The following is a 25,986-nucleotide window of genomic DNA, read 5'->3' on the forward strand; positions in this document are numbered from 1 at the left end:
CTGCTGGCGTCTTGCCAGTGATGATGATCAGGGAGACATCATGCTGCAAATTTATCGCATTGAGAACGGTGTGCTGCGCGAGAAAGCCACCGACGACATGCTGCCCGTTCTGGCCGAAGAAGCCAGCTGGATTGACCTTGAAGAGCCTGATGAGGCCGAGCGGGACCAGGTTCAGCAGTTCTTCAAGGATGAAATGCCAGACTCTGACGACATGGAAGAAATCGAGTCATCGGCACGCTATTTCAGTGACGAGCAGGGTCTGCATGTCCACTCGCTGTTTCTTTTCCAGTCCGAGGGGAGGGTGCGCACCTCCACCGTCGCCTTCGTCGTTCAGGCTGAACGTCTGCTTTCGTTTCGGGATACCAAGCTGGCAGATTTTCGCCTGCTACGGCTGCGAATTCGCCGGGGCTGGGTCAAGGTCAAACAGCCGATGGATATCCTGCTGAGCATCCTCGACCAAAAGGTGGAGAACCTTGCCGATGCCATTGAAGACGTGCACCGGGATCTGGAGCAGGTTGGCTACAGTGTGCTGGAGGAAGAAAACGGCGAGCTGGATCAGGACATCGAGCGACTGGCACGGCTGGAGGATACCAACGGGAAAATCCGTTTGTGCCTGATGGATACCCAACGTTCGATTTCATTCATCCAACGTTATGTCCGTGCCGACAAGCAGAGTCGACGCACCTGCGCCGAGATCCAGCATGATCTCGATACCCTGATGTCGCACACCACCTTCCTGTTCGACAAGATCAACTTCCTGATGGATGCCGCCCAGGGCTTTATCAACATCCAGCAGAACCAGATCATCAAGATCTTTTCCATTGCCGCAGTGGTGTTTCTGCCGCCGACGATGATTGCCAGCATCTACGGCATGAATTTCCAGGTGATGCCCGAGCTCGCACTCGATTTCGGTTATCCCATGGCGATCGGGCTGATGATTCTCTCGGGGATGGCGCCGTATTGGTATTTCAAGCGGAAGGGGTGGCTGTGAAGAGCAGTGAATAGTTAACAGTGAATAGTGAATAGCGTGAAACATTGCGTCGCGGGTCGGGATGGAAGGTTTCAGCTGCCGCAGGTGCGTGTTTTACGGTAGGGGGGCTCCCTTGTGGAGCATGGGCCGGCACCTGCTGGCTGATTGAATCGTTACTGACTTCGACTCAATGCGAGAACTCCCCGTGTCTGTGGGGGGCTCTGGCTCTCTTTCCTCGTTACTCGCTTCTTTGCCAGCCGGATTCTGTTTCACGGGCCTTGCCGTCTTCGGCCAGTTTGATCAGGTGGGCGTGGAGGGAGAATTGGGCGACGCCGTGGAGAAAGACCGGTACGTCGTCGTAGACGGCTTTGACCAGTTCTGCCAGTGGAGACGGGGAGGGGGGGAGCTTGTCGTACACTTTGTCTTCGCGCTTCTGGCGATGGGCCAGGGTCTGCGCCAAAGACTCGTCGGGGTTGGCGATAACATCGCCGTGCCCCGGAGCCATCAGGGTGATGCCCCGGCCCATGAGTTTTTTCAAAGACGCAAAATACGCCTGCATGGAGCCGGAGGGCGGGGCGATGACCACGGTGGACCCCTGAATCAGGTGATCACCGGTGAACAATAGCCCTTCATCGGTGAGATAGCACAGATGGTTGTTCACGTGTCCCGGGGTCTCAATCACCGATAAACCCACACCGCCGCAATCGACCACATCCCCTTCGCGTAAAACCTGATCCGCTTGCCAGGTCTCGTCTTGCAACCCGTCATCGGGGACAAAGGGGCCAAGGCAACGCGCCCCGGTGGCGGCCACGATGGCGAGGGCACCGGGGGAATGATCCCGGTGAGTATGGGTCACGATGACCTGGTTGATGGGTTTGCCCAATTCACGGGCCGCTGCCAGCAAGGCCTTCAGGTGTTCCTGATCCACGGGGCCGGGATCAATCACCGTGAGCGCATCACGCCCATACAGGTAGCTGTTGGTGCCGGGCCCGGTCATCATGCCGGGGTTACGGCCCAATACGCGCCAGGTATGTTCACCGATGGGGGTGGGATTGCCCGGGATCAGAGAGGCCATACAGACTCCAGGGTGTCAGGAACGCGAATTGTGACGATTCTCACACCATCTTGCCAGTATTGCTCAGCGCGAAGACGGATAAACCAGCCGTGCAACTGGCCGTAACTGCCAGCGATCAACGGTTTCCTGGTCAGGTGGATGCCGGCTAACCACTGCAAACGGGTACTGCCGGCCGGCAGGAACGTACATCTGCAGACGTTGCTGTTCCTGATACACCACCCGGCACTCACCCTCGGTCGGGCAATCCAGGGCCTGTATCTGCACATCAACGGCAGCGAGGTCCAGTTCGCCGGCGTTGGTCAGTGTGCCGCTGAGGCGCACGCCTGATTCTGACTGACGAATATCACTAACCGCCACCTCAAGCCCTTCCGGTGCCAGCAGAACCTGGTCGTTGGCGCTTTCCCGAAACATGCCATACAGCAGGCCACTCAGACCAACAACCACTGCTACCACGGTTATCAGAAAGGCTCGTCGGCCCCATTGCCAGCTGCCCCAAAGCAACACAATCACAGCGATAACCACGGCAAATAGCAGTAATAGGCGCATTTATCCTCCAGAATGCAGACCTTCGTTCCTCTGATTCATATAATTCCCACAGCGACATGTAAAGGAGAAGGTCATGCTGATTGTGGTTTCCCCGGCAAAAACCCTGGATTACGAAAGTCCGTTGCCGGCACTCAAGACGACCCAGCCGCGCTTGCTGGACGACAGTGAAGTGCTGATTGAACGCGCCAGAGCGCTTTCTCCGGCGGATGTGGGAAGCCTGATGAAGGTCAGTGACAAAATCGCTCATCTCAATGTGGAGCGCTTTGCCCAATGGCAACGTCCGTTCAACAAGAAGAATGCCCGTCCGGCGGCATTTGCCTTCAAGGGCGATGTCTACACGGGGCTTGAGATTGAAACCTTTACCGACAAGCAGCTGGAACGTGCCCAGGATTCGTTTCGGATGCTGTCTGGCCTCTACGGCGTGCTTCGCCCCCTGGATCTGATGCAGCCCTATCGTCTGGAGATGGGAACACGCCTGGACAACGCCCGCGGCAAAGATCTCTACGCATTCTGGGGCGATATTATTACCGATCAGCTGAACCGTGACATGAAAGCCCAGAAAACCGATGTGCTGGTCAACCTGGCATCCAACGAGTACTTCAAATCGGTCAACAAGAAAGCCTTGAACGGGCGAATCGTGGAGCCGGTCTTTCAGGATGAGAAGAACGGAAAATACAAGGTCATCAGCTTTTACGCGAAAAAAGCGCGCGGCATGATGGCAGCCTGGATCCTCAAGAAGGGCATCAAGGACCCGGGCAAGCTGGTCAATTTCGATGTGGCAGGCTATCGCTACAGCGAGGCAGACTCAACCGCAGACAAACCGGTATTCCGCAGGGCAGAACAGTAGTCCCTGTCCCCGGTGCCATACCTGCATGGCACCGGTTATTCCACCCAGGGGGATTCGAACCGGTCAGGTTTGATGACCAGCACATCACTTCTGGCTCGGGTAATCACGGTTTCTGCCGTTGACCCGAGCAGCATTCGCTCGGCCAGATTGCGGCGCACCGTCCCCACCACCAACACATCGATCTGATTCGCTTCACAGTGCCGGGCAAGGGCATCGGCCACTGGCCCTTCCAGCAGGCTAACAGACTCGCTGTCGAGGCCCTGTGACCGGGCGTATTCCAGGAATCGTTGTTGATGGTGCGTTTTGAGCGACTCAAGGGTCGCTGCATAGTCAGGCACCCCCTCAGCCACCAACATCACCAGGCTGTCATCCACACCATCCATCACATGGCACGCTTGCAGTTTGCCATTCAGTGATTGGGTGAGGGTGCGAGCCTGGGTGAGCAATGTGTTCGCCAGAGGCGCGGCATCATCATCCTGCTCACCGGGGTCCAGCGCGACCAGCCACTGCGGGGACTGCTGCCAAGCTTCGCTGTGTACACAAAGTACAGGGCAGGGGGCTTTTCGAATTAACTGCCAGTCCCTGGGGGTAAAAACGTGCCGCTTCAGCCCGCTTTCCTGGCTGGTATGCACAACCAGAAGGTCCGGTGAAAGGCGCAGAATTTCGGTGCGCAGGGCATCCATTTCGCGTCTCGCCCACACAATGGCGAGGGCAACAGGGTATTCGCCAGCCAAGCCCTGAATGCGCTGACGCCAGGCATGGGTTATCTGGCTTTTGGCGGCATTGAAGCGTTCTTCATCCAGCCCGACGGCTCGGGCCATGGGGCCGGAATAGGCATTCACCAAGACCGTCACAGAACTGCCAAGGCTGGCGGCCATGGCAAGGCCTTTGTCCAGCGCCGGTTGTGACGCTTTCAAGTCAGGATCAAGAATAACGAGCAGGTTGTGGCTCACAAATGAATCTCCACGGTATCCGTGTCAGGGGCGTTGCCGCACAAGCTGGCACGATCGAGAATATCAATGTCGCGCCCGGAAACCTGAAGCCAGCCTTTCTGCTGGAAGCGGGTAAAGATCCGGCTGACGGTTTCCACTGCGAGCCCAAGATAATTGGCAATGTCGTAACGGGACATGGGCAAGCGGAAGGATTCACTGCTCAGGCCGCGCCGATGATGCCTGGCGGACAGGGAGAGCAGCAGCGAGGCCACACGGTCGTCTGCACTTTTCTTGCTTAACAACATGTGAAGTTCGCGGTCAGCACGGATTTCATCACTCATCAGACTGAAAAAATGGTGCTGCAGGGTAGGAATCTGCTGTGACAGATTTTCCAGCTGGGTGAAGGGAATCTCACAGACGGTTGCGGTTTCCAGTGCCTTGGCATTAGAGACATGATGTGCCGTGCTGATACCGTCCATGCCCAGCACCTCTCCGGGCATATAGAAACCGGTAACCTGTTCCTCGCCATCCTGGCTAACAACATAGGTCTTGATCGCCCCGGAGCGCACAGCAAATACCGATTCGAAGCTGTCAGACGCTCGGTACAGGTGCTCTCCTCGTTTGAGCGGGCGACCGCGGCGAATGATATTGTCGAGCTGATCCATTTGCGCGGGCGCGACAGCCAGCGGCAAGCAAACGGGGCTCAAGCTGCAATCATTACAGGAAACGTGTTGAGACACGGTGACATCCTTTGTTCTGCGACAGACGGGTTCACGCGCGCGAAGCGCGGAGCAAATGACTGACTCTGGTTCAGATTATACGACTAAAGCCTTTGGTTTGCTTGTTAGTCAAGTATGAGTCGAACGGTTGTACCAGCGCACGACTGACCAGCCGTCCCTGTTCGGTGATTAGCAATGCGTCGTCGTTAAACACCACTAGTCCCTGGTCGGCGAAATCGCGCCACTGGATCATGGCCTCGGCAAAGGTGTCCTGGAAACTGATCGCCCATTGTTGCTCAAAGGCCCGAATATCCAGCCGCAGATCGCACAGGAGTTTCATGATGATGTCGCGTCGAATAAGGTCAGCCTTGTCCAGCTGATAGCCTTTGTGGTGCGGTAATCGATCCTGCTCCACGGCGGCTTGCCAGTCGCCTAGCACTTTATGGTTCTGCACATACAGGTTGCCTATCTGGCTGATTGCACTCACGCCCATTCCCAGCAGATCCGCATCGCCGTGCAGCGTATAGCCCTGAAAATTTCTGTGCAGCAGTCCATTACGCTGTGCCACAGCCATTTCATCAGACTCAAGGGCAAAGTGGTCCATGCCGATGAAGCGATATCCCGCCTGCTGCAACATCCGCCCGGCACGGACATACATCCGAATCTTTTCGGTAGGTGAAGGCAGGGCGGCTTCGTCTATCTGGCGCTGAATCTTGAATCGGTCCGGCAGATGGGCATAGCCATAGACAGAGATGCGCTCCGGCTTGAGATAAATCAGCTGCTCAAGGGTTCGTGCCATGGTCATTTCGGTTTGCCAGGGCAATCCGGAGATCAGGTCTACATTGATGGACTTGAATCCGAAATCTCGGGCCCAGCCGAGGGTGTCACGAATCATTTCAAAGGACTGAACACGGTTAACCGCCTGTTGAACCAGCGGGTTCAAATCCTGCACACCCAGACTCAAACGGTTAAACCCCAAGCCTCGGAGTAGACCCAGGCGGGCACGGTCTACTGTGCGGGGATCAACTTCAATGGCATAGTCGCCACGGTCGTCCTCGCGCAAGTTGAAATGCCTGGCCAGGTCATACACCAGCTCGGTGATTTGGGCATCGCTCAAATAGGTTGGCGTGCCGCCACCCCAATGCAGTTGGGTGACCTGACGTCGTTTGTCCACATGGCTGGCGAGCAGGTGGATTTCCTTCTTGAGATTCTGCAGGTAAGTGCCGGCCAGTGCCCGGTCTGCGGTGATAATGCGATTGCAGGCGCAGTAGTAGCAAACATGGCGGCAGAAGGGCACATGGGCGTAGAGCGACAGCGGCCGCCGGGCCTGATTGCTGTCGTCCATCGCCCGAGAGAAGGCATCATTGGGGATGTTCTCGTGGAACATGGGTGCCGTGGGGTACGAGGTGTAGCGAGGCCCCGGGCCCCCGTAACGGCCAACCAGCGCTTCGTTCCAGTCTTGCATTTTGGCTGTCTCCCGTGTGTATACCGCTATTATCCAAGGCCGGGAGAGCGCCAATCTTGATCTGGATCAATGTCTGTGCGAATGGTGTTCGGGGGCTGTTTCCCCATGTATCTCGCCATGAGGAGCGGGGGAGGCATGATGATGGACAGCATCCCGCATTTGCCAGGCAAGCAGGAAAAACGCCACAGAAAGCGACAAGGTAAGGAAGAGGGCCAGACGACGAGCCACAGGGCTTCGCAGTAACGCGAGTCGTGATGCCACCACCCCGCTGGCGGCCACCGGCATCACCGTGACAGCCCCGAAAGCCAGCATGATGCACAGCCCGGTCAACGCGGTACCGGACGTCGCCGCCAGGGCCAGTGCCGTATACACCAACCCACAGGGCAGCAGCCCCCAGACAACACCCAACAGCCAGGCCTTGTGGATTCTGTCGATGGGCATCAATAAGCGGGTGACGGGCTGTATCCGGTTCCATATCTGCTTGCCTGCCAGCTCCAGCCCCATCAATAACCCGCCCTTGCCCGCCAGATGGACTGCAAGAAAGGCCATCAAGGTTCCGGCCAGTGCCAGCCCCAGGGCCATTCCCGGTGCAGGCAACACTGCCAGCAGTCGCCCGCCGAGGGCCCCGGCGGCGGCACCCAACAGTCCGTATGTGGTCAACCTGCCGGCGCCAAATAACAATTGCCAGCCCCACAGGCGCTTACCTTGCCGGCGCGATTCCGGCACCGCAAAGCTGAGAGCGGCGCTAATGCCGCCGCACATGCCTGCACAGTGTGCCGCGCCCCCCAGGGCGATAAGCATGGCGGCAGCGATCAGGCCGGGAAACGCTTCACTGATCATGATCGTTGCTGTCTCTGTGCTCACGACTCGATGACGGTTTCTTGCGTTGTTCACGATCGTCGAACACGACTCGCCAGGAGGCGTTATCTAGATCATCAAACTGATCCTTGCGCAGCGCCCAGAACAACGCCGCGATGGCGCCAGCCAGAAAGAGCAGGGCCAGGGGGATCAGGAGGATCACAATTTCCATCGGGTAATCCTCGATGCATTCAGGGTGACCAACAGCGAACTGGCTGACATACCAATAGCCGCCGCCCAGGGAGGAATCAGCCCGGCCACCGCAAAGGGGACCGCCAGCAAGTTATACAGTAGTGCCCAGCCCAGATTCTGACGAACCAGTTGCTGGCAGGCGGCCGCCAGAGGGGCAAGACGAGGTAGCGCGGCCAAGGAGTCATCGAGCAGAAAGATGCCCGCCGCTCGCTGTGCCAGGCTGGTAGCATTACCGGTGGCCACCGAGGCGGTGGCGGCAAGCATGGCCCCTGCATCGTTAATCCCGTCACCCACCATCATCTGCGGGTCCTGTCTTTCCAGAGCCTGCACCCACTGCTGTTTTTCCTGCGGAGTCTGCTGGGCCCGCCACTCGTAAATGGGGAGCCGGCTGGCCACATGAGCTGCCGCATCCGGGTTGTCGCCAGTGGCCATGCGCACCACCAGTCCTTGTATCGACAGGGCATTAAGAACGGTGGTGGCTTCCGGACGCACGCTGTCTTCGAGCCACAGGCACAATGACAACCGCTCCGCCTGATAAAGGCCCAGACAGGTGGCGCCGTCTTTTGCCTTATCCGGCAAGCCGGTGATCCGCCACGGCAGGCCATGGCGATGACCGTTTACACCGTGATGATCTGCCTGGATCGCTGTGACATCTGGGTCACGGGGACATTGCTGGAACGGCCCCGCTAACGGGTGGGGATTCTGCCATTCAAGGGCTGCCGCAATGGCCAGCAACTGCTCATCATTGAAGTCATCCCGATATCGCTCCAGCTGACTGATCTGGAAGCGTCCTGCGGTGAGCGTGCCAGTCTTGTCCAGCATTACCCCCTTCAACCGGGTAAGCGACAGGAATTGGCGGGGAGAAGCGATCAGCACGCCTTGTCGCAAGGCGGTGCCGAGTGTGGCGGACAGGGTTAACGGCACTGCCAGCGCCAACGCACAGGGGCAGGTGATGACCAGCACAGCCAGGGTGTGTTCGAACGCTTGGGCCGGGCCTGCTGACCAGTGCCATGCGAGGGTGGTACCCGCAAGGCACAGGACGGCCAATGTGAACAGAGGCGCAATGCGTTGCCAGTCGCGCACCACGGTAATCCGTTCTTGCTGGGCCCGTTCGACTTGCTCGCCTATTTTTGCCACCAGGCTGCTGGATGGCGGCCCAAGGGCTTGCAGGACCACATTCCCTTCCACCAGGCGGCTACCAGCATGGACCGTGGCGCCGGAGCAGAGGCTACGGGGTACCGATTCGCCCGTCAGGGCGGCTTCATCGAATGCCCCCTGACCTTGCTGAATGATTCCGTCACACGGCACGGTTTCGCCCTGATGCAACATCAGGGGCATTCCCGCAACAATTTGACGGGTGCTGATCCAGGGATTTTCCAGGCTGTCATCGTGGCGGCGAACGGCCACCGGCAGGGTTTCCTCCAGCTGATGCCAGGCCCCGTGAATCGCTTGCCGTTGTCGCTGTTCAAGCCAGCGGCTGGCAAGAAGGAAAAAGACGAACATGGCGGCAGAATCAAAATAGACATGGCGGCCGCCCATGACCATGACCGCAATACTGCCAGCCCAGGCCAGCAACAATGCCAGTGCAATGGGGACATCCATGGTCAGGGTGGCGCCCCTTAGCCCGCGGATCGCACCCTGAAAAAACGGCCAACCGGCATAAAACACCACAGGCGTGGCCACGACCAGGCTGGCGATTCGAAAGACATTTTCATAAATGGCATCACTGCCGTCAAACACCCCGATATATAGGGCGGTGGAGTACATCATGGCCTGCATTGCGCCAAGGCCCGCCAAAGCCAGACGCCCCACAAGGCGCCGTTGCTCCTGCTTTCTCGCCTGTTGCTCGTGGGGTGAATTGGGCAAGGAAATGCCATAACCCAATCGCATCACCCGACGCGCGGTGTCTTCGATCTGTGCCGGGCCGAGATAGTCGATGCTCAGTGTCATGCCGGCCAGATTGACGCTGGCGGAGTTTACGCCGGGTTGCTCGCGAAGGGCTTTTTCGATTAACCAGCTGCACGCCGCGCAGGTCAGGCCAGATAACTGCACCCGAATTCGCTGCCCCTCAGGGGTGTTTTTCAGGTGCGGGTTAACCAGTTCCGGTACCGAAAACAGGGCCAGGTTTAACGCCATGCGGTGGTCGTCAGGCACCGGTGCGGCGCTTTCGCGTACACGATAATAGTCGTCCAGTCCGAGTCCGTAGACGGTTTCGATCGCTGCTGCGCAGCCGGGGCAGCAGGCTGGCCGGCTGCCTTCCGGGGTCCTTGCCACGAAGGTGTCGGGTGGGGCTGGGTTGCTGCAATGCCAGCAGGTGGTGTCCGTCATGAAGCAGGTACATGCCCCAACTGCAGCGTACCGTCACCGGTAATGACGGTCTGATACAGGCGCCAATGCCCGCCGCTGGCGGTTACCGTTGCCTTGCGACGCCCGTCTGCAGGCAATACACCATCGGCACGGTAATGGTTGCTGTCGACTTGAAACAACTCAATGGTGGTATCGCGGTCTGCCAGGGTCGGGTGGCGCAGGGTCACAGTGATATTTTCCGGCAGGGGAATGGCCGTTTCGCTGACAAGCCGGGCCTGGATGCCTGCACCCACCTGTGACAATTCAAGTCCGATACCCAGCCGCGCAGCGAGATGTTCCTGCTCCATAGAGCGGTTAATACCCCGACCTTCCTTGTACCACTCGTCCACCACGGGTGAATCGGCATTCACAATGGCAATGTAGAGTGTCACCAGACCGGCAACCACCGCAGAGGCTGGCAGCAACATCGCCAGCCATAAGTAGGGATGGCGGTACCAGGGTTTGTCATCGCCCTGGGGCAATGAATCGTGACTCATGACGGTTCTCCACATCGGGGTCATCCAGGGATCTGACGGTGAACCAGATCGCCCCGGATGCCATTTCCACTTCATAAGGATCATAGCTGACCGTTACCGGCAAGGTCAGGGTTTCGCCGCCCTGTAGCGTAAACTCGGTGCGGTTTTCCATGCTGAGCCCGGCAGGGCCTTCAAGCACCAGTTCATACCGTTGCGGGTCCTGGCTTTTGTTGAGAATTTCCAGTCGGTAGATGTTCTCAATCATGCCTGTGCTGGTGGTACGGTAAAGCTGATTTCGATCACGCAGCACATCCACCTGTAATGGCACGCGGTTGTAAAGACTGACCATGAACAGCGAGGCCATCAGCAACAACGCGGCGCCATAAGCCAACAGGCGAGGACGCAGGATATGGGATTCCTTGCCCACCAACGCATTGTCAGTGGTGTAACGGATAAGGCCGCGGGGCTTGTGGATGTGGTCCATCACGTCATCGCAGGCATCAATGCAGGCCGCGCAGGTAATACACTCATACTGCAGCCCCTCACGAATATCGATGCCGGTAGGGCAGACCTGCACACACATGCCGCAATCAATGCAGTCACCCAGAGGATCACTTTCTTCTGCCTGCTTTTTCTTCGCGCCGCGGCCGCGGGGTTCGCCCCGTGCTACATCGTAGGAAACAATCAGGGTGTCATCATCAAACATGACACTCTGGAAGCGGGCATAAGGGCACATGTGCAGACAGACCTGCTCGCGCATGAAACCGGCATTGCCGTAGGTCGCTACGGTAAAAAAGCCCACCCAGAATAGCTCCCAGCCGCCCCAGCCAAGGCTGAAGATCCGCAGCGAGAGATCCGTGATCGACGAAAAATAGCCAACAAAAGTCAGCCCGGTGAGAAAGGCCAGCAGCAACCAAAGCACATGCTTGCTGCCGCGGCGGAACAGTTTAGAGGCCGTCCAGGGCGCGTTATCCATCTTGATTCGGCTGTGCCGATCGCCTTCGCACCATTGCTCGATCCACTGAAAAAATCGGGTCCAAGTGGTTTGCGGGCACACGTAGCCGCAGTACACCCGTCCTGCGAGAACGGTAAAGAAGAACAGCGCGAAAGCCGCGATGATCAATGTCCAGGAAAGGAACAGAAAGTCCTGTGGCCAGAACGTCCAGCCGAAGATCCGGAACTGCCGTCCGGGAAGGTCAAACAGCACCGCCTGCTGGCCGTCCCAGCGGGCCCAGGGCAGCAGCAGGTACAGGCCCATGGTGCCAAGAATCGTGACATTGCGAATACTCTGGAAACGGCCCTTGGTGGCCTTAATCTGAATACGCTCGCGTTTGCTGTACAGGCTGACGGCGCCTTCCTTACTGGCGTCATGAACATCAATGCGTTGGCGATCGGACATGGCTGACCTCCACCCTGGAGATATGGCTGTGTAATTTCCATTCTGCCGCAGGTCACTGTGGGTGACACTGCGACAGATTGTCCAAGCGGGGCTGATGCCGCCGCATTCAGGGCGTCGTGGTGTTATCAGCGTCCGCGCGGTGAGACAGGTTGTACACGTAGGCAGCAATCACATGAATTCGCTCTTTACTGAGCAGGCTTTCATGGGCCGGCATGTGACCGCTACGGCCATGCTTGATCCCGTACTCGATGTCTTCAAGGCGCGGGCCGTAGAGCCAGCTGTTATCGGTCAGATTGGGGGCGCCCAGCATCTGGTTCCCTGATCCATCGGGGCCATGACACGCCGCACACATCATGAACCTGGGCTTGGCCCGCTCGATGGCAGCAGCATTGTCTCCCTTGTTGGCCACATCCGGCCGGCTCAGGCTCTGCACATAAATTGCCATATCGCGAACCGCCTCGTCGGTATTACCGATGGCCGCGGCCATAGGAGGCATTGCTCCCTGACGGCCAGCGGTGATTGAGGTAACGATCTGTTCCGGCGAACCACCATAGAGCCAGGCGTCATCGGTGAGGTTGGGGTACCCCTTGGCACCGCGCGCATCCGAGCCATGGCAAATCGCACAGTTATTGGCGAACAGCCGTCCCCCGACCGCCAGTGCCTCGGGGTAACGGATCAATTCCTCGATGGGGACCTGCGCGTACTGTTCGAACAATGGGCCGGTCTGACGTTCGACAAGCGCGACCTCGCTGTCGTATTGCCCCGAACTGGTCCAACCCAGCACGCCATCAAATTTGCCAAGCCCGGGATAAAGCACCAGATAGACGCAGGCAAAAACCAGGGTGCCGATGAACAGGCCCAACCACCAGCGAGGCAGGGGGGAGTTACGCTCGACAATGCCATCAAAGGAATGCCCTGTGGTTTCCTTGGCGGCTTCTTCTGCCGAGATTGAGTTGTTCCACAGCAGCAGCCCGGCACAGCCAAGCAGGTTGATGACAACAATGACAATAATGAACCAGCTCCAGAAATCGCTCATTGTTCATCCCCCTTCGGTTGGCGCTCGGCATCGAGTGCAATATGGGCGAGTTTTTCGTAGTCCTGTTTGCGGCTGGGGCGGTAGACCCAGAAGGTCATCGCCATGAAGGCCACAAAGAAGACCAGCGTAAACAAGGCGTGATAGCTCATTGAGTTACCTCCTTGCGCTCGCGACCCAGGGAAAGCAGATACGCGACCAGGGCATCCTCTTCGGTTGCCTCAGACCACTCACCGTTGGTGAACCTTTCGACCTGCTCGGCAATGCCTTCGTCGGTGTAGGGGACGCCGAAGGTGTTCTTGAACAGGCGCAACTTACGCTCGGTGTGGCTCCAGTCCACTGGCGTGGTTTCCAGCCATGGGTAGGCTGGCATGTTGGACTCAGGGACCACTTGGCGGGGATCGCGCAAATGCTCGCGATGCCACTGTTCTGTGATCGGGCGAATGCCGACATGGGCCAGATCGGGGCCGGTACGCTTCGAGCCCCACAGGAAGGGGTGCTCCCAGACATCTTCACCCGCCACAGAGTAGGGGCCAAAACGCTCGGTTTCCGCACGCAGTGGCCGCACCATCTGGGTATGGCAGACATGGCAGCCTTCACGGATATATATGTCACGCCCTTCCATTTCCAGGGCGCTATAGGGTTCCAGGGTTTCCAGCGGTTCGGTGGTCGCTTTCTGCCAGAACAGCGGGACAATTTCAGCCAGGCCACCGAAACTCACCGCAATCAGGGTAAGCACGATCATCAGACCGACATTCTTTTCTACCACTTCATGTGCATTGGACATGTCGGCTCTCCTCAGGCGGTCTGCAAGACATTGTCGGCGCCGCTGGTATCACGTTCGCCGCGTATGGTTTTGTAGACGTTGACGGCCATCAGGATCATGCCCGCCAGGAAGATGACACCGCCCAGCAGGCGAATGACGTAGAAGGGGTGACGCTCCACCAGTTCCTGAACGAAGTTGTACGTCAGGGTGCCGTCGGTATTCACCGCGCGCCACATCAGCCCCTGCATGATGCCGGAGACCCACATGGATGCGATGTAGAGTACGGTGCCGATGGTGCTCAACCAGAAGTGCGCATTGATCCAGCCCACCGAGTACATCTGTTTGCGGCCAAACAGGCGAGGCACCATCACGTAGGTGGCACCAATGGTGATCATGGCCACCCAGCCCAGTGCGCCGGAATGCACGTGCCCGATGGTCCAGTCGGTGTTATGGCTTAACGCATTGACCGTCTTGATGGACATCATCGGCCCTTCAAAGGTGCTCATGCCGTAGAACGACAGCGCCACAATCATGAAGCGAATGATGGGGTCGGTGCGCAGTTTGTGCCAGGCACCGGACAGGGTCATCATGCCGTTGATCATGCCGCCCCAGCTGGGCGCCAGTAGCACGATGGAAAACACCATGCCCACGGACTGTGCCCAATCGGGCAGGGATGAGTAGTGCAGGTGATGAGGCCCTGCCCACATGTAAACCGCGATCAGGGCCCAGAAGTGGACGATGGACAGGCGGTAGGAGTAGACGGGACGTTGTGCCTGCACCGGAATGTAGTAGTACATCATGCCCAGGAAGCCTGCAGTCAGGAAGAATCCCACGGCATTGTGGCCATACCACCATTGCACCATGGCATCGATGGTGCCGGCATAGACCGAGTAGGACTTCCAGGCAGAGACCGGAATCTCGAGGTTGTTGACCACGTGTAGCAGGGCGATCGCGATGATAAACGCCCCGTAGAACCAGTTTGCAACGTAGATATGGGCTTGCTTGCGTTTCGCGATGGTGCCGAAGAACACAATGGCATAGGACACCCACACCAGCGTGATCAGGATATCGATGGGCCATTCCAGTTCGGCATATTCCTTGGCGCTGGTATAACCCAGCGGCAAGGTGATCGCGGCGGCGACAATCACCACCTGCCAACCCCAGAAGGTAAAGGCGGCGAGCTTGGGGAAGGCCAGAACGGCGTTACAGGTCCGCTGCACCACATAGTAGGAGGTGCCGATCAGGGCCGATCCGCCAAAAGCGAAAATCACAGCGTTGGTGTGAAGCGGTCGCAGGCGCCCAAAACTGAGCCAGGGAACGTTAAAGTTGAGTGCCGGCCAGGCAAGCTGCGCGGCGATGATGACCCCCACCAGCATGCCGACAATACCCCAGACAACCGACATGATGGTGAATTGCTGAACAACCCTGTAATTATAGGGCGGCGAAGCAACAGCGTTTTCCATGTGCGTTTCCTTCCGGTTTGTGCGCCGGCAAATCTAGCAGGCGCGAACGCTTCCCTTTTTGATGTAGATCAACGTGAAGCGATGGCTGCTCACGATTTGATCTGCATGCCTGCAGGTACAGTTATACCCGTAATTTCTTCAGGGGTATATCACCATGCTATTTGGTTCTAACACGTCTGGCGATACACAGTTCGCGTTCCAGCATGGACAGATTGTCCACGCCATCCCTGTGCCAAGCCTACGCGCATCACTGCACATAGAGCACACACTCTTTGTGGTCAATTTCAGGGCAAACGTCAACCGTCGAAAAGGATGATTTCAGAAAGTTGTGACAGGAGAACGGATAAGTAGTGGGGCGGGGGCAGGAGTGACCCTGAGGCACTCAGGGTCACCAAAGTGATTATGGGTTCAATGCCGTCTGGCGCTTTCCAAGGGCAAGAATCAACGCAGTAAGCGCCGCCAGGAAAGACACCGTGACAATGGCGCTGCCCAACAGCCCGAACAGCACGATGGCCCCGACACCCCGGTACAATTCCGTGCCTTCGCCCGGTATCAGTACCAGCGGTGCCAGGCCGCAGACGGTGGTGATCGTGGTCATGGCGATCGGCCGCAGTCGGGTGGCCACGGCATCACTCACGGACTGGGCGGCAGACAGCCCATTGCGCAAATTGACCGTGGCTTCATGGACGATCAGGATCGGGTTGTTCACAACCGTCCCCATGAGAATCAGGAAACCCAGCATGGTGATCATGTCGAAGGGCTGGCTGATTCCCGCCGCATTCATCAGTGCCAGCCCCAGCAAGCCGCTGGCGATCCCCAGGGGAATGGTCGTCATGATCAGCAGCGGGTAACCCCAGTGCTTGAAGATCGCCACCAACAACAAATACACCAGCAGCAGAGCGACCACATAGTTACCGCTGAGTGACTCCTGGGTGGCCTGCAGCTGATCGCTTGCCCCTGACAGGCTGATGCTGATCGTATCCGGAATGATGCCGTCGTCTCGCAGGCGCTGCACCATGGCGCGGACTTCGCCCACGCCGGTTTCCAGCGGCACACTGCGTGGCGGAATAATGTTGAGTGTTACCGTCCGGCGGCCATTCACACGCCGCACCACGCTGGTGTCCACGGTTTCCTGCAGGTCGGCTAGCGACGACAGGGGCACGGTGGCGCCAATCGGGGTATGCACCGGCAGGCCGGGCAGGGTGGTCAGCGAGGGAGTGGTACCGGTGCGCTGGCTGTAGGCATAAATATCAATCTTGTCATCGCCGAGGAAGAACTCGTCCAGAAAGGCCCCATCGGTGAGCGCCGCCACGGTATAGCCCAGATCCTGGGTGGTAAACCGGACTTCGGTTGCTCGCGACCAGTTGGGACGCACCTCGATAAGCGGCTGGGCCAGTGACAGGCTGGCGGGTTGTGACTGGATGCGCGGGTTCTCGAAAACGGTTTCCGCCTCGCGATAGAGGGTGCGTGCCACCTCATAGATTTCCGCCAGATCCGCACCGGCCACATCCAGCGTCACGCTGCGGGTACCGCCATCATTACTGGAGATGATCGACCCGCGTGCGGCAAAGGCACGCATACCCGGGTATTGACGATACACCCGGGTAATCGCATCCATCATGGGCTCCATGTGGGCGGGATCCATGGGCTCGGCGATGATACGCAGGCCGTCGGCGGCGACCCCCATATTCATGTACTTCAGCGGCGGCATGGGCAGGGTACCGTTATCAAAATCCGCCGGATCTGCCCCTACCATGGGCAGAATTTGTGCCTCCACTTCATCGGCGATGGCAATCATGGTGTCGAGGTTATAGCCGGGTGGGGCGCTCATTGCCGCGAAGGTCTTGGGCTCTTCCCCCTCCGGCAGATACTCCGCCGGCGGTGTCAGCAACACCACGATGGCCGTTGCCGCCAGAATTGTCACGCCCACCGTGGCCAGTTGCCGCGGGCGGGTGGCAGACAGCGCTGCTGCCCAGCCCTGGATGGTTCGCATCCAGCGGCTGTGCTGGCCGTCATGGTTCATCACGGCAGAAAAATCGAGCCGGGCAGAGAGGGTGGGGATGACCGTCATCGCCACCAGCATCGAGACCAGAATCGAGGCAGAGACGGCAATGGCGATATCCGAGTACAGCTGGCCGGCTTCTTCCTGAATAAAGACCACCGGCAGGAACACCAACACCGTGGTCATGGTCGACGCGAACACCGCTGGCCAGACTTTCTGGATGCCGCTTACGGCTGCCTTGAACCGGTCCAGCCCCCGGCGTCGTTCCATCTCGATGCTCTCCAGCACCACAATGGAATTGTCCAGTGTCATCCCAATGGCAAAGGCAATACCCGCCATGGAAATCACATTAATGGTACGGCCAGCCAGCAGCAGGCCAAGAAAAGCCGCAATGGTACAGATGGGAATACCGATCACGCCCACCGCGGTGATGCGTACCGAGCGCAGGAACAGGAACATCACCAGGGTCGCAAAGACCGCGCCGATGCCCAGATTGGTCCACACATTGGCCACCGAGGCTTCCACGTAGCGCACGTCATCGGACATCAGCGTCATGTCCATGCCTGCGGGCTCCAGCACTTCCTGGCGAATCAGTGCGACTTCCTCAAGCATGTCCTGCTTGATATCAATCACGTTGGAGCCGGTTTCCCGTCGCACCGCCAACATGATCACGGCGTTACCGTTGAAACGGGATATCTGGCGCACCGGGTAGTGGTCCATCACCACGGTCGCCACATCGTCCAGTCGAACCACGGAATCACCCTGGCGCTGCAGGATCAGATTGTTCAGATCTTCCAGTGAATCAAAGCGGCCCACGGTGCGCAGCAGATAGCGGCGCTTGCCACTGTCCACTTCGCCACCGGACACATCCCGGTTGCGGGTGCGCAGGGCGTCACGCACGTTGACCACCGTGAGGCCAAACTGGGCCAGCGCCTGGGCATCAAGCAGCACCTGAATCTGCCGCTCCGCGCCACCACGCATTTCCACCATGGACACACCCTGAACGCTTTCCATGCGAGCGCGCACTTCGTCATCAATAAAGTCACGCATCATATCCATATCCAGACCACGGGGATTGCCGGGCCGGGGATAGACGCTGAAATACATGAACGAATTGCTGGAGAATGATGACGACAGAATGCGGGGCTGATCGACGGTATCCGGGTAGGCCGGCACCTGACTTAACGCATTATTTACGCGGATCAGTGCATCAGTAATATCCACACCGAAAGGGAATTCCAGCTCGATCTCGGCTTCGCCGCTGTAGGCCGTAGCGGTGAGACGGCGCAGGTTGGGCAGGTTGCGAAGGTATTCTTCCTGCTCAATCAGAATTTCCTTTTCCACGTCTTGGGGTGTCGCGCCAGACCAGCGCGTCAGCACCGAAATCGTTCGCACCTCAAGATCAGGAATCATCTGCACGGGAATGCGCAGGGCGGCAAGCACGCCGAGCAGGGTGATGATCAATACAATCACCGTCATCAGGGTGCCATTGCGTACAATTTTCTCGAACATTATTGGGCCACCAGCACGGCATCGCCTTCGCGCAAGCTTTCATTGCCGCGTATCACCACCTGATCCCCCTGGCGCAAGCCGTCGGTCACGATCACCGGATCGGATTGGCCCGGCCTCACCTTGATGGCCCGGCGCTGCGCGACCAAACCGTGCTCCTCATCCTCAACCGCCAACCATACGGACACATTGCCCTGTACATCACGAAGCAGGGCATCACGCGGTACCACAGGTTCTGCCTGTTGCGATTGAATCGCCAGAGTGCCGAACACCGCCATCCCTGGCGTCAGCCCCTCGGCGTCTACACTGGCGCGCAAGGTAAAGGTACGCGCAGACGGGTCACTTACCGGCACAATGGCTGCAATGCTGGCCACAATCCCATCCGCGTCATCCGAGAGGCCGGAGAGGGCGTTTTCCTGGCGAACGGTGAGGGCGGTTTTAGAAGAAATCTGGCTGTAATAGCGCTGTGGAACCGCAAAATCCGCGTGTAACTGGCCGGTGCCGACCAGATCGAGTACCGGAGTGCCGGGGGTGACCCATTCGCCAACTTCAGTGAGTTTTCCGCTGATCACCCCGGAAAAAGGCGCTTTCAGCGTGTGGCGTGCCAATAATGCCTGTTGCCGGCCCACGTCCGCCTGGCTGGCCGCCAGAGCCGCCTTGCCGGCCTCAACCTGGGCTTCCAGACTACGCACCTCACTGGCAGCAATACTGCGCTTGGCAATCAGGCTGCTGGCCTCAGCAAGCTGACGTTCCAGATCTGCCAGCGTTGTCTGCTGCTGTTTGAAGGTCGCTCGTGCCTGTTGCAGCGCCAGACGATTCAGTTCCGGATCCAGCTCCAGTAGCACGTCGCCGGATTCCACACGGGAGCCAATATCCACATGAAGACGACTCACGAGGCCGGATACAGAGGGAGAAAGTCGAGACGCCTGATCAGCAGCCAGCGTACCGTTGATGAGCAATTCGCGCACCGGCTGCTGCATTTCGACTGGAGCCACGGATACCGGCACAGGATCAGCCGCCAAAACAAAACAAGGCAACAAGCCTGTCACCAGCCAGGTCGAGCGCAAGGCACGCAGCAACATCAGAACTCCGTCAGCAATTCATGCAGAAAGTAAAAACCCCGTAGTAGCAGCGATTAAACGGGTCATGGGCAATAGATGCAAACCCGAATCGTTAATGTTTACAGGCTTTGCCGGTAAGTCGGTTGAAGCGGAGGGAATGTGCAATATGAATATGCAGGTGTGTACCTTGTCTTGTGGTGGAATCCCAATGACTGCGCATAATGTATATTATGTTAAATTGGATATTTGTCGCTACATCAGCGTCTCAAGACTCTTGGCCGACCAACTAAAGATCTGACCTCTTCCATGCCACTGGATAATCTTGCCTCTCAGCGGCTGACTCGTGGTAACTACCAACCAAGGCCCTAACGTCGTCACGCAGCAACGCTGTTCCTGCAACGCTCCGAGATTCAGTTCAGCGGATTAGTCTCCGTCTCTGACTGAATAGCATCATAGTTTTCCAGTACCTTCTCAGTAGAGATTTGCTGGCCCATACGTCCACGCAACACATAACGGTGCTCGAATGAGCGCGCACCCTTCGCCATGATGCGATCCCTCAATGCATCGATATACGACTGTTCAAACTTGCTGTTGTAGGTGTTGAACAGCACAACCTGCATTCCATCAAAACGGTTCTTGTCAACGAATTCCCAGATAGGCGGTGCCGGGCTATAGAGCCAGATTGGCGAGCCCAGATAGACCGTGCCGTACTGGCTGAGATTAACGGTTTCCGGCTGGATCATTGCTTCACTGCCTCGTGCATCGGAAAGCGCATTTGCCAAACCCAGCAAGCCCAGATCGTAGTCCGGAGCGAGCAGCCGATAGAAATCCGCATTTTCCTGCTGGGCAATATACCGGCCCAGCACAGCCGTATTGCCAGATCGTGAAAACACCACCACTGCAGTCGTTCGATCCAGGGATTCGGCGACCGGTGATTGGGCTAGCCGCTTCGCATTCTTTTCCGCTTGTGAGTTCTCAATCCGGGTCACAACGAACACGACCATGAGGGCACCAACAATCAGTGCTGCCGCAACGCACAAAATGGCTTTAATCATCAGCCGGGTTCTCCGTGGTCTGTTTCTGCCGGGTTTGCTGCTCGCGTACGCGTTTTATATCCCTCAAAGGTGGAGCACCAAATAGACGGGAGTATTCACGATTAAACTGGGACACACTCTCATAGCCGACTTTCAGCCCGGCCGCCCCCGCCTCTGCCCCTTCGTTGAGCATCAGCACCCTCGCCTCCTGAAGACGAACATTCTTGAGATACTGCAGGGGACTCATGCCCGCGACCGCCTTGAAGTGCTGCCGGAAGGAGGTCGGGCTCATGAAGGCCTGCTCGGCCAGCGAATCAATGCTCACGGATTCCATATAGTGCTGCTTCATCCAGGCCATACAGGACGCAATTTGCCGACCCGGGTTGGCCCCTTCATTCAGTGAGAGAAAGGCAGGACCACAATCACTGACAAGAATGCGGCAGATAATCTCACGCTGAATCAGCGGCGCCACAGCCTGACAAAGTGCAGGTTGGGCGTTCACATCCACCAATCGCGTAATCGCGTCCAATATCGCAGGATCCAGCTTATGGGTGCGAATCCCGATTTGGCTGGCCCCTTTGCGGTTTCTGCGCAATGGGAGCTGGGCCGCCATCTCCTGCACCATACGTGTATCCAGGCACAACATGATGCCGATATAGGGCTCTGCTAGAGAGCCACGTGTGACGCGTGAAACCGCGGGCATATCGACCGATGCCAGTAACGCCTCGCCAGGTTCGTAGTTGAACACCTCATTACCAAAGGTCACCTGCTTACCGCCGCGAACCGTAATGGCCAGCCCCAATGAATAAATGCACGGCATGGGTTCAGTCACCGAATTGCGACGATGCACAGTCAGGGCAGGAATCGCGGTAGTGAAATCCCCTTCGGTTTTGGCAATCGCCAGCAGCTTTGCCTCGAGTCGAGCCAACAACGGCTGATCGTTATCCGGTGCTAATGACATGCTCATCCTGCCCTTTCTTGTGATGGGATCAGTGTAACCAGAAGCGAATGGGACACCAGTAGCCATGCCAGAATTCTGTTGAAATGGGCAATTATTGCGTCAATTCGGACAAGCGCCGAATCCGGCCATGGGGGATAGTGGATACAAATCAGGACGGCATGGGTGCAGGCATGAATTCATGCGCTAAACATCGTCTTGAAGATGAACACCACCCAACCCAAAAGAGGGACTTGTGATGAAAAAGGTTAATTTCCAGAACCTTAACGGCCAAAACATAAGCATCGCAGCGGTGCTGAACTTCCCGGAAGGCTTCAATGAAAGCAAAAGCTATCCCGCGGTGGTCGTATCCCACCCAGGCGGTGGGGTCAAAGAGCAGACAGCAGGCCTATATGCAAAAAAACTGGCCGAGCAAGGTTTTGTGACCATCGCCTACGATGCGTCTTACCAAGGTGAGAGCACTGGCGAGCCTCGTCAGCTAGAAAACCCCCACATTCGTACTGAAGACGTCAGTGCCGTCATCGACTATCTGACCACCCTGCCCTATGTGGACAATGATCGCATTGGCGCCATGGGCATTTGTGCTGGTGCGGGCTATACCGCGAATGCGGCCATTAATGATCGCCGGATCAAAGCGGTAGGCACCGTCAGCCTGGTGAATATCGGCCAGATGTTCCGCAATGGTTGGGAAAATGACATCAAGGACGCCGATGCCATGCCTGCCATTCTGGGTGGCTCAGATGCCCGCACCTCCGACGCCAGTGGTGCGGATATCGCCACCATTCCCCTGGCGCCACTGCGTGAAGAAGATGCGCCCAACGAGGAGCTCCGTGAAGCCTGGGAGTACTACCACACGGATCGGTGCCAGTACCCGACCGCCCCCGGCTTTGCTACCGCCCGCAGCCTGAACCAGATCATCACTTACGATGCCTTCCATAAGGCTGAAGCGTTCTTCACCCAACCTCTGCAAGTGGTCGCCGGTAGCCAGGCGGGCAGTAAGTGGATGAGTGACGACCTGTTCAACCGTGTCGCCAGTACCGACAAGAGCTTCCATGTCGTCGAAGGCGCGAATCACATGTCCCTCTATGATAGGGACAACTATGTGAATGAAGCGGTATCGGTGCTGGCGCCATTTTTTAGTCGGACCCTTTGAAAGCCTGATTAGGTGTGATTCGCGAAATCACCATTGAATGCAAAAACGTACCCTGTAAACGCTTGTGTTAAGAACACCAAACTGCAAATGGAGAAGACAATGGAAACTGTCAAAATCAAGACCCAATATTGGGACATGGCTGCCAACATCTATCACCCACCAGGGTTCAACGCACAGAAACAATACCCGGCCATTATCAGCGCCCACCCTATCGGTAGCTGCAAGGAACAAACCGCAGGCAATGTTTATGGCGAAGCGTTGGCAGAAGCCGGCTTTGTTGTCATTGCCTTCGACCGCAGCACACAAGGACAGAGCGGCGGCGAGCCCCGTTACATTGAAGACCCTGCGCTGGCGGTTGAGGACTTCAGCCGCGTCACGGACTACCTCGTCACCCTTCCCTATGTCGATGCCGACCGCATCGGCGTGCTGGGAATCTGCGGTGGCGGTGGCTATGCCATCAACGCCACCATGATCGAGCGTCGCATCAAGGCTCTCGTCAGTATTACCGGTGTGAACTACGGTCGCTTGTGCCGTGAAGGCTTCAGTGGCTTTGATCCCATTGGCCAGATGGAACGGGTCGCAGCACAGCGCACTGCCGAAGCCAGAGGTGAGGCGCTGCAGGTGGACCTGTTCGTTCCCCCGTCAATGGAAGTGGCCACTGAGGCAGGCATTACTGACATCGATGTGCTGGGCGCCACCGACTACTACCGTAACCGATGCATTAACGACAATGCCGGAACCCGAGCGCTGTTCTCGCGTCGTGCCGGGTCTGCCGTCTGGGACGCTTTCCATCTGTCAGAGACCTTACTGACTGCCCCAATGATGGTGGTGGTCGGTGACAAGCCCGGCGGCTTTGGTGCCTATCGCGATGGCCTGGAGATTTATGCCCGCGCCGCAGCCGAGGTCAAGGAGCTCGTGGTCGTCGAAGGCTTCTCGCACTACGACTTGTATGACCAACCAGAACCCGTCGGCCAGGCTCTGGCCAAACTGATCCCGTTCTTCCAGGAGAATCTATAAAAACGGATCGGGGAGAGGGTGCGGGAGAGATAGCCTGTGCGCCCTCTTCCCACCTCTTTGCACTCAGGGAGAGTCAACGTTACGGCAAAGCATCACGCCTCCCCCTGAGACTGGCCCGGCTACAGCGATGGATCGGCCACAAGCTGGACTTTTCCTGCGGTCATGTTCTGGCTGTAGTACGTGTAAGCCTGTAGAGCGTCTTTCAGAGCAAACGTTTTATGGATTCTTGGCTGAAACAGGCCATTGATGTTGTTAACGACCTCCCGGCTAAGCCGGTAGCGGGATAACAACGACAGCGACGCCAGATAGTATTCGGTTTCGAAATAATCGACTTTCCAGCCATTAAACAGCTTTTGTGGTTCAAACTGCATTGGACCTGTGTCGAAATAGCCGTACATGCAAAGGGTCGAACCCTGCGGCATGGCCCGCATCAGCGTCAGCGGCATGTGTCCGCCAATGGAATCAAAACCATAGGTGCAGTTCACTTCCGCACAGAGTTTAGCCAGCTGTTCCTGAAAATCCGGATCGGTTTGGTTGAGCACATGAATGGCGCCCTCTTGCCGACACACTTCCGCCTGCTCCTCCCGCCGTACAATGGCGATAGGCTTCAGACCGTAGGAGCGAGCCACTCGCATGGTCATGGTCGCCACCACGCCGGCTGCTGCGGTAATGAAGAAGTACTCTGAACCGGACTGTTTTGCCCAGCGTGCCATGCCCGTACCGGTAATAGGGTTGGCCACGGATGAGGCCGCCTCCTTAAAGCCCACCTCCTCCGGCAATACAATTAACTGCATTGCGTCAGCCAGAACATATTCTGCAAACAGACCATTTTTGCTGTAGAACGAGACCCGCTTGCCTTGGCGTAGCTTGCCGAGCCATCCCTTCCCGCTGGCAACGACCACTCCGGCCCCTTCGAATCCCATGCCTCGGGGATAGGGGTAGTCAAACGTTGAACTGTACACCCCCTTGATGTGGTAAAGGTCATTGGGGTTCAGGGATCCTCGACTCACCTTTACGAGCACCTGGCCTGGGCCTGGCTCCGGCACAGGAACGGTTTCCAGAGAGACGTATTGCTTGATCTTCTCTGGATCAGAGAGCGCGTCTTCCGGGACTGGGGCATGCTGGCGCAATGCCAACATGGTCTTTGGTATGGCTTGGACCATGGGTTTCTCCGGTAAATGCTAGCGATCAGGAATAAGACGTATCAGGTTTCCATCAGGATCACTGACTAATACGCTGGTGTTATTCATGGGCGCCTCAATCTTGCCGCCCGCATTGATGACGCGTCTTACCGTGTTATCCAGATCATCGGCAATGAACTCGGTCATCACATAGCCCAGCTGGTCGCGCTGTCGTGGGAAGTGATTTGCCGTCAGGTTATAGGTGAATATTTCAAAGGTGGGACCGCCTGCTGAATAGCCAGGTAATGCCACATGCCTCCCCTCTACGGCTGCGCCCGGCACGCCAGTCAGCAACCCAATATAGTCACCGTCATAGTCCCGCTTCGGGCCGGTGGGCTCGGTCCCGAATGCAGCCTGGTAGAAACTGACGGTTTTGACCCAGTCCGATGTGTTGATATTGGTATGAATAAACCTGACAGAATCAGAGTGCGCCACATCCATACCGCTTTTTATCTGTAGATAGGACAAGAAGGTTCTCGCCACCGTACGTGGGGTGAATGGCGTCGGGAAAGGTAGGTGCACTTCCACCAGATTGCCTTCCGGGTCTTTGCCATAGAACGCCACCGTAGGATCCAACGGATCAAAATGACTGATTATCTCCCCACCATTCTTGATGAATAATGCCTTTATCCGTGACACATCATCGGCTTCAAAACAGAGATGGACATAACCGTGATCGAACGCCTGGTGTGCATTAGTTGAGGCTGGGTCTGACAGCTTCTCGATGATGAGTAAAGGCCCCTCCCCGTTATAACCCTGCGTTCGGAGTGAAAAGGTGCCCATACCCGACTCAACCCTTTGCCCACCAAAGGTATTGAGGTAAAAGCCCCCTAGCCGCTCAGGGTGGTGACTGTTGATCACCAGCCCTGTGTACAAGAGCGGTGATTCCCTGTGAGCATGGTAATCACTCATATCAAAGGTCATGACTGACCAGAGGGTTACCCCCATTACAACGGCTGCAAGCAGAAGTCTTTTTCTCATGAC

General features: G+C 57.4%; 24 protein-coding genes. 4 read left to right on the forward strand and 20 right to left on the reverse strand.

The genetic code is table 11. The annotated features are described in order from the left end of the window. The first annotated feature begins 40 nt into the window (after positions 1 to 40). Positions 41 to 991, forward strand: a complete 951-nt coding sequence (gene corA, locus A15D_RS11680) for a magnesium/cobalt transporter CorA (protein WP_022984117.1) — start codon at positions 41 to 43, stop codon at positions 989 to 991. 217 nt (positions 992 to 1,208) lie between these two features. Here corA and A15D_RS11685 read toward each other — a convergent pair whose 3' ends face one another. Next, positions 1,209 to 2,045 carry an MBL fold metallo-hydrolase gene (locus A15D_RS11685; RefSeq protein WP_102792081.1) on the reverse strand — a complete coding sequence of 279 codons (837 nt, stop codon included), beginning with the start codon at positions 2,043 to 2,045 and terminating at the stop codon, positions 1,209 to 1,211. A gap of 63 nt (positions 2,046 to 2,108) precedes the next feature. After that, positions 2,109 to 2,591 carry a hypothetical protein gene (locus A15D_RS11690; protein ID WP_102792082.1) on the reverse strand — a complete coding sequence of 161 codons (483 nt, stop codon included), beginning with the start codon at positions 2,589 to 2,591 and terminating at the stop codon, positions 2,109 to 2,111. 73 nt (positions 2,592 to 2,664) lie between these two features. Between A15D_RS11690 and yaaA the strand changes: the two genes are divergently transcribed. After that, positions 2,665 to 3,438, forward strand: a complete 774-nt coding sequence (yaaA, locus tag A15D_RS11695) for a peroxide stress protein YaaA (protein ID WP_022984120.1) — start codon at positions 2,665 to 2,667, stop codon at positions 3,436 to 3,438. A gap of 35 nt (positions 3,439 to 3,473) precedes the next feature. On the opposite strand, the gene A15D_RS11700 is transcribed toward yaaA, so the two are convergent. From A15D_RS11700 to A15D_RS11775, 16 genes are all read right to left on the reverse strand, one after another. Next, the gene (locus A15D_RS11700) at positions 3,474 to 4,391 is read right to left on the reverse strand and encodes a universal stress protein (protein WP_102792083.1); all 918 of its coding nucleotides are present in this window, start codon (positions 4,389 to 4,391) and stop codon (positions 3,474 to 3,476) included. Then, on the reverse strand, positions 4,388 to 5,110 hold the full coding sequence (gene fnr / locus A15D_RS11705; protein WP_102792084.1) for a fumarate/nitrate reduction transcriptional regulator Fnr: 723 nt from the start codon (positions 5,108 to 5,110) through the stop codon (positions 4,388 to 4,390). Before fnr ends, A15D_RS11700 begins: the two co-directional genes overlap by 4 nt. Before the next feature lie 70 nt (positions 5,111 to 5,180). Beyond that, on the reverse strand, positions 5,181 to 6,554 hold the full coding sequence (hemN, locus tag A15D_RS11710) for an oxygen-independent coproporphyrinogen III oxidase (protein WP_102792085.1): 1,374 nt from the start codon (positions 6,552 to 6,554) through the stop codon (positions 5,181 to 5,183). 66 nt (positions 6,555 to 6,620) lie between these two features. Then, positions 6,621 to 7,394 carry a sulfite exporter TauE/SafE family protein gene (locus tag A15D_RS11715; RefSeq protein WP_102792086.1) on the reverse strand — a complete coding sequence of 258 codons (774 nt, stop codon included), beginning with the start codon at positions 7,392 to 7,394 and terminating at the stop codon, positions 6,621 to 6,623. Beyond that, the gene (gene ccoS / locus A15D_RS11720) at positions 7,384 to 7,584 is read right to left on the reverse strand and encodes a cbb3-type cytochrome oxidase assembly protein CcoS (RefSeq protein ID WP_102792087.1); all 201 of its coding nucleotides are present in this window, start codon (positions 7,582 to 7,584) and stop codon (positions 7,384 to 7,386) included. Before ccoS ends, A15D_RS11715 begins: the two co-directional genes overlap by 11 nt. Next, on the reverse strand, positions 7,572 to 9,932 hold the full coding sequence (locus A15D_RS11725; RefSeq protein ID WP_102792088.1) for a heavy metal translocating P-type ATPase: 2,361 nt from the start codon (positions 9,930 to 9,932) through the stop codon (positions 7,572 to 7,574). Before A15D_RS11725 ends, ccoS begins: the two co-directional genes overlap by 13 nt. Further along, positions 9,929 to 10,447 carry a FixH family protein gene (locus tag A15D_RS11730; RefSeq protein ID WP_102792089.1) on the reverse strand — a complete coding sequence of 173 codons (519 nt, stop codon included), beginning with the start codon at positions 10,445 to 10,447 and terminating at the stop codon, positions 9,929 to 9,931. Before A15D_RS11730 ends, A15D_RS11725 begins: the two co-directional genes overlap by 4 nt. Then, positions 10,416 to 11,825 carry a cytochrome c oxidase accessory protein CcoG gene (gene ccoG / locus A15D_RS11735; protein WP_102792090.1) on the reverse strand — a complete coding sequence of 470 codons (1,410 nt, stop codon included), beginning with the start codon at positions 11,823 to 11,825 and terminating at the stop codon, positions 10,416 to 10,418. Before ccoG ends, A15D_RS11730 begins: the two co-directional genes overlap by 32 nt. Before the next feature lie 106 nt (positions 11,826 to 11,931). Then, positions 11,932 to 12,861, reverse strand: coding sequence for a cytochrome-c oxidase, cbb3-type subunit III (gene ccoP, locus A15D_RS11740; RefSeq protein ID WP_102792091.1), 930 nt, complete (start codon positions 12,859 to 12,861; stop codon positions 11,932 to 11,934). After that, positions 12,858 to 13,010, reverse strand: coding sequence for a cbb3-type cytochrome c oxidase subunit 3 (locus tag A15D_RS11745; protein WP_102792092.1), 153 nt, complete (start codon positions 13,008 to 13,010; stop codon positions 12,858 to 12,860). The genes ccoP and A15D_RS11745 overlap by 4 nt, the downstream gene beginning before the upstream one ends. Then, positions 13,007 to 13,645 (reverse strand): cytochrome-c oxidase, cbb3-type subunit II, encoded by a 639-nt coding sequence (gene ccoO, locus A15D_RS11750; protein WP_102792093.1) that lies wholly within the window; start codon positions 13,643 to 13,645, stop codon positions 13,007 to 13,009. Before ccoO ends, A15D_RS11745 begins: the two co-directional genes overlap by 4 nt. 11 nt (positions 13,646 to 13,656) lie before the next feature. Next, complete coding sequence (gene ccoN, locus A15D_RS11755) at positions 13,657 to 15,087, reverse strand: cytochrome-c oxidase, cbb3-type subunit I (RefSeq protein ID WP_102792094.1); 1,431 nt, start codon at positions 15,085 to 15,087, stop codon at positions 13,657 to 13,659. A gap of 400 nt (positions 15,088 to 15,487) precedes the next feature. After that, positions 15,488 to 18,601: an efflux RND transporter permease subunit gene (locus A15D_RS11760; RefSeq protein WP_102792095.1), complete on the reverse strand. Its 3,114-nt coding sequence runs from the start codon at positions 18,599 to 18,601 to the stop codon at positions 15,488 to 15,490. Beyond that, on the reverse strand, positions 18,601 to 19,680 hold the full coding sequence (locus tag A15D_RS11765) for an efflux RND transporter periplasmic adaptor subunit (protein WP_022984134.1): 1,080 nt from the start codon (positions 19,678 to 19,680) through the stop codon (positions 18,601 to 18,603). Before A15D_RS11765 ends, A15D_RS11760 begins: the two co-directional genes overlap by 1 nt. Before the next feature lie 389 nt (positions 19,681 to 20,069). Continuing rightward, positions 20,070 to 20,714: a hypothetical protein gene (locus A15D_RS11770; RefSeq protein ID WP_102792096.1), complete on the reverse strand. Its 645-nt coding sequence runs from the start codon at positions 20,712 to 20,714 to the stop codon at positions 20,070 to 20,072. Then, positions 20,707 to 21,660, reverse strand: a complete 954-nt coding sequence (locus A15D_RS11775) for an AraC family transcriptional regulator (RefSeq protein WP_199175893.1) — start codon at positions 21,658 to 21,660, stop codon at positions 20,707 to 20,709. The genes A15D_RS11770 and A15D_RS11775 overlap by 8 nt, the downstream gene beginning before the upstream one ends. A 229-nt stretch (positions 21,661 to 21,889) precedes the next feature. Here A15D_RS11775 and A15D_RS11780 point away from each other — a divergent pair, with 229 nt between their 5' ends. Beyond that, the gene (locus A15D_RS11780; RefSeq protein ID WP_102792098.1) at positions 21,890 to 22,804 is read left to right on the forward strand and encodes an alpha/beta hydrolase; all 915 of its coding nucleotides are present in this window, start codon (positions 21,890 to 21,892) and stop codon (positions 22,802 to 22,804) included. Positions 22,805 to 22,903: 99 nt separating this feature from the next. Then, positions 22,904 to 23,821: an alpha/beta hydrolase gene (locus tag A15D_RS11785; protein WP_102792099.1), complete on the forward strand. Its 918-nt coding sequence runs from the start codon at positions 22,904 to 22,906 to the stop codon at positions 23,819 to 23,821. A 119-nt stretch (positions 23,822 to 23,940) separates the two neighbouring features. On the opposite strand, the gene A15D_RS11790 is transcribed toward A15D_RS11785, so the two are convergent. Beyond that, on the reverse strand, positions 23,941 to 24,984 hold the full coding sequence (locus A15D_RS11790) for a zinc-binding dehydrogenase (RefSeq protein ID WP_102792100.1): 1,044 nt from the start codon (positions 24,982 to 24,984) through the stop codon (positions 23,941 to 23,943). An 18-nt stretch (positions 24,985 to 25,002) separates the two neighbouring features. Further along, the gene (locus A15D_RS11795) at positions 25,003 to 25,983 is read right to left on the reverse strand and encodes a VOC family protein (RefSeq protein ID WP_102792101.1); all 981 of its coding nucleotides are present in this window, start codon (positions 25,981 to 25,983) and stop codon (positions 25,003 to 25,005) included. Positions 25,984 to 25,986 lie beyond the last annotated feature (3 nt).

The organism is Alcanivorax sp. MD8A (assembly GCF_002888555.1).
GTDB lineage: Bacteria > Pseudomonadota > Gammaproteobacteria > Pseudomonadales > Alcanivoracaceae > Alcanivorax.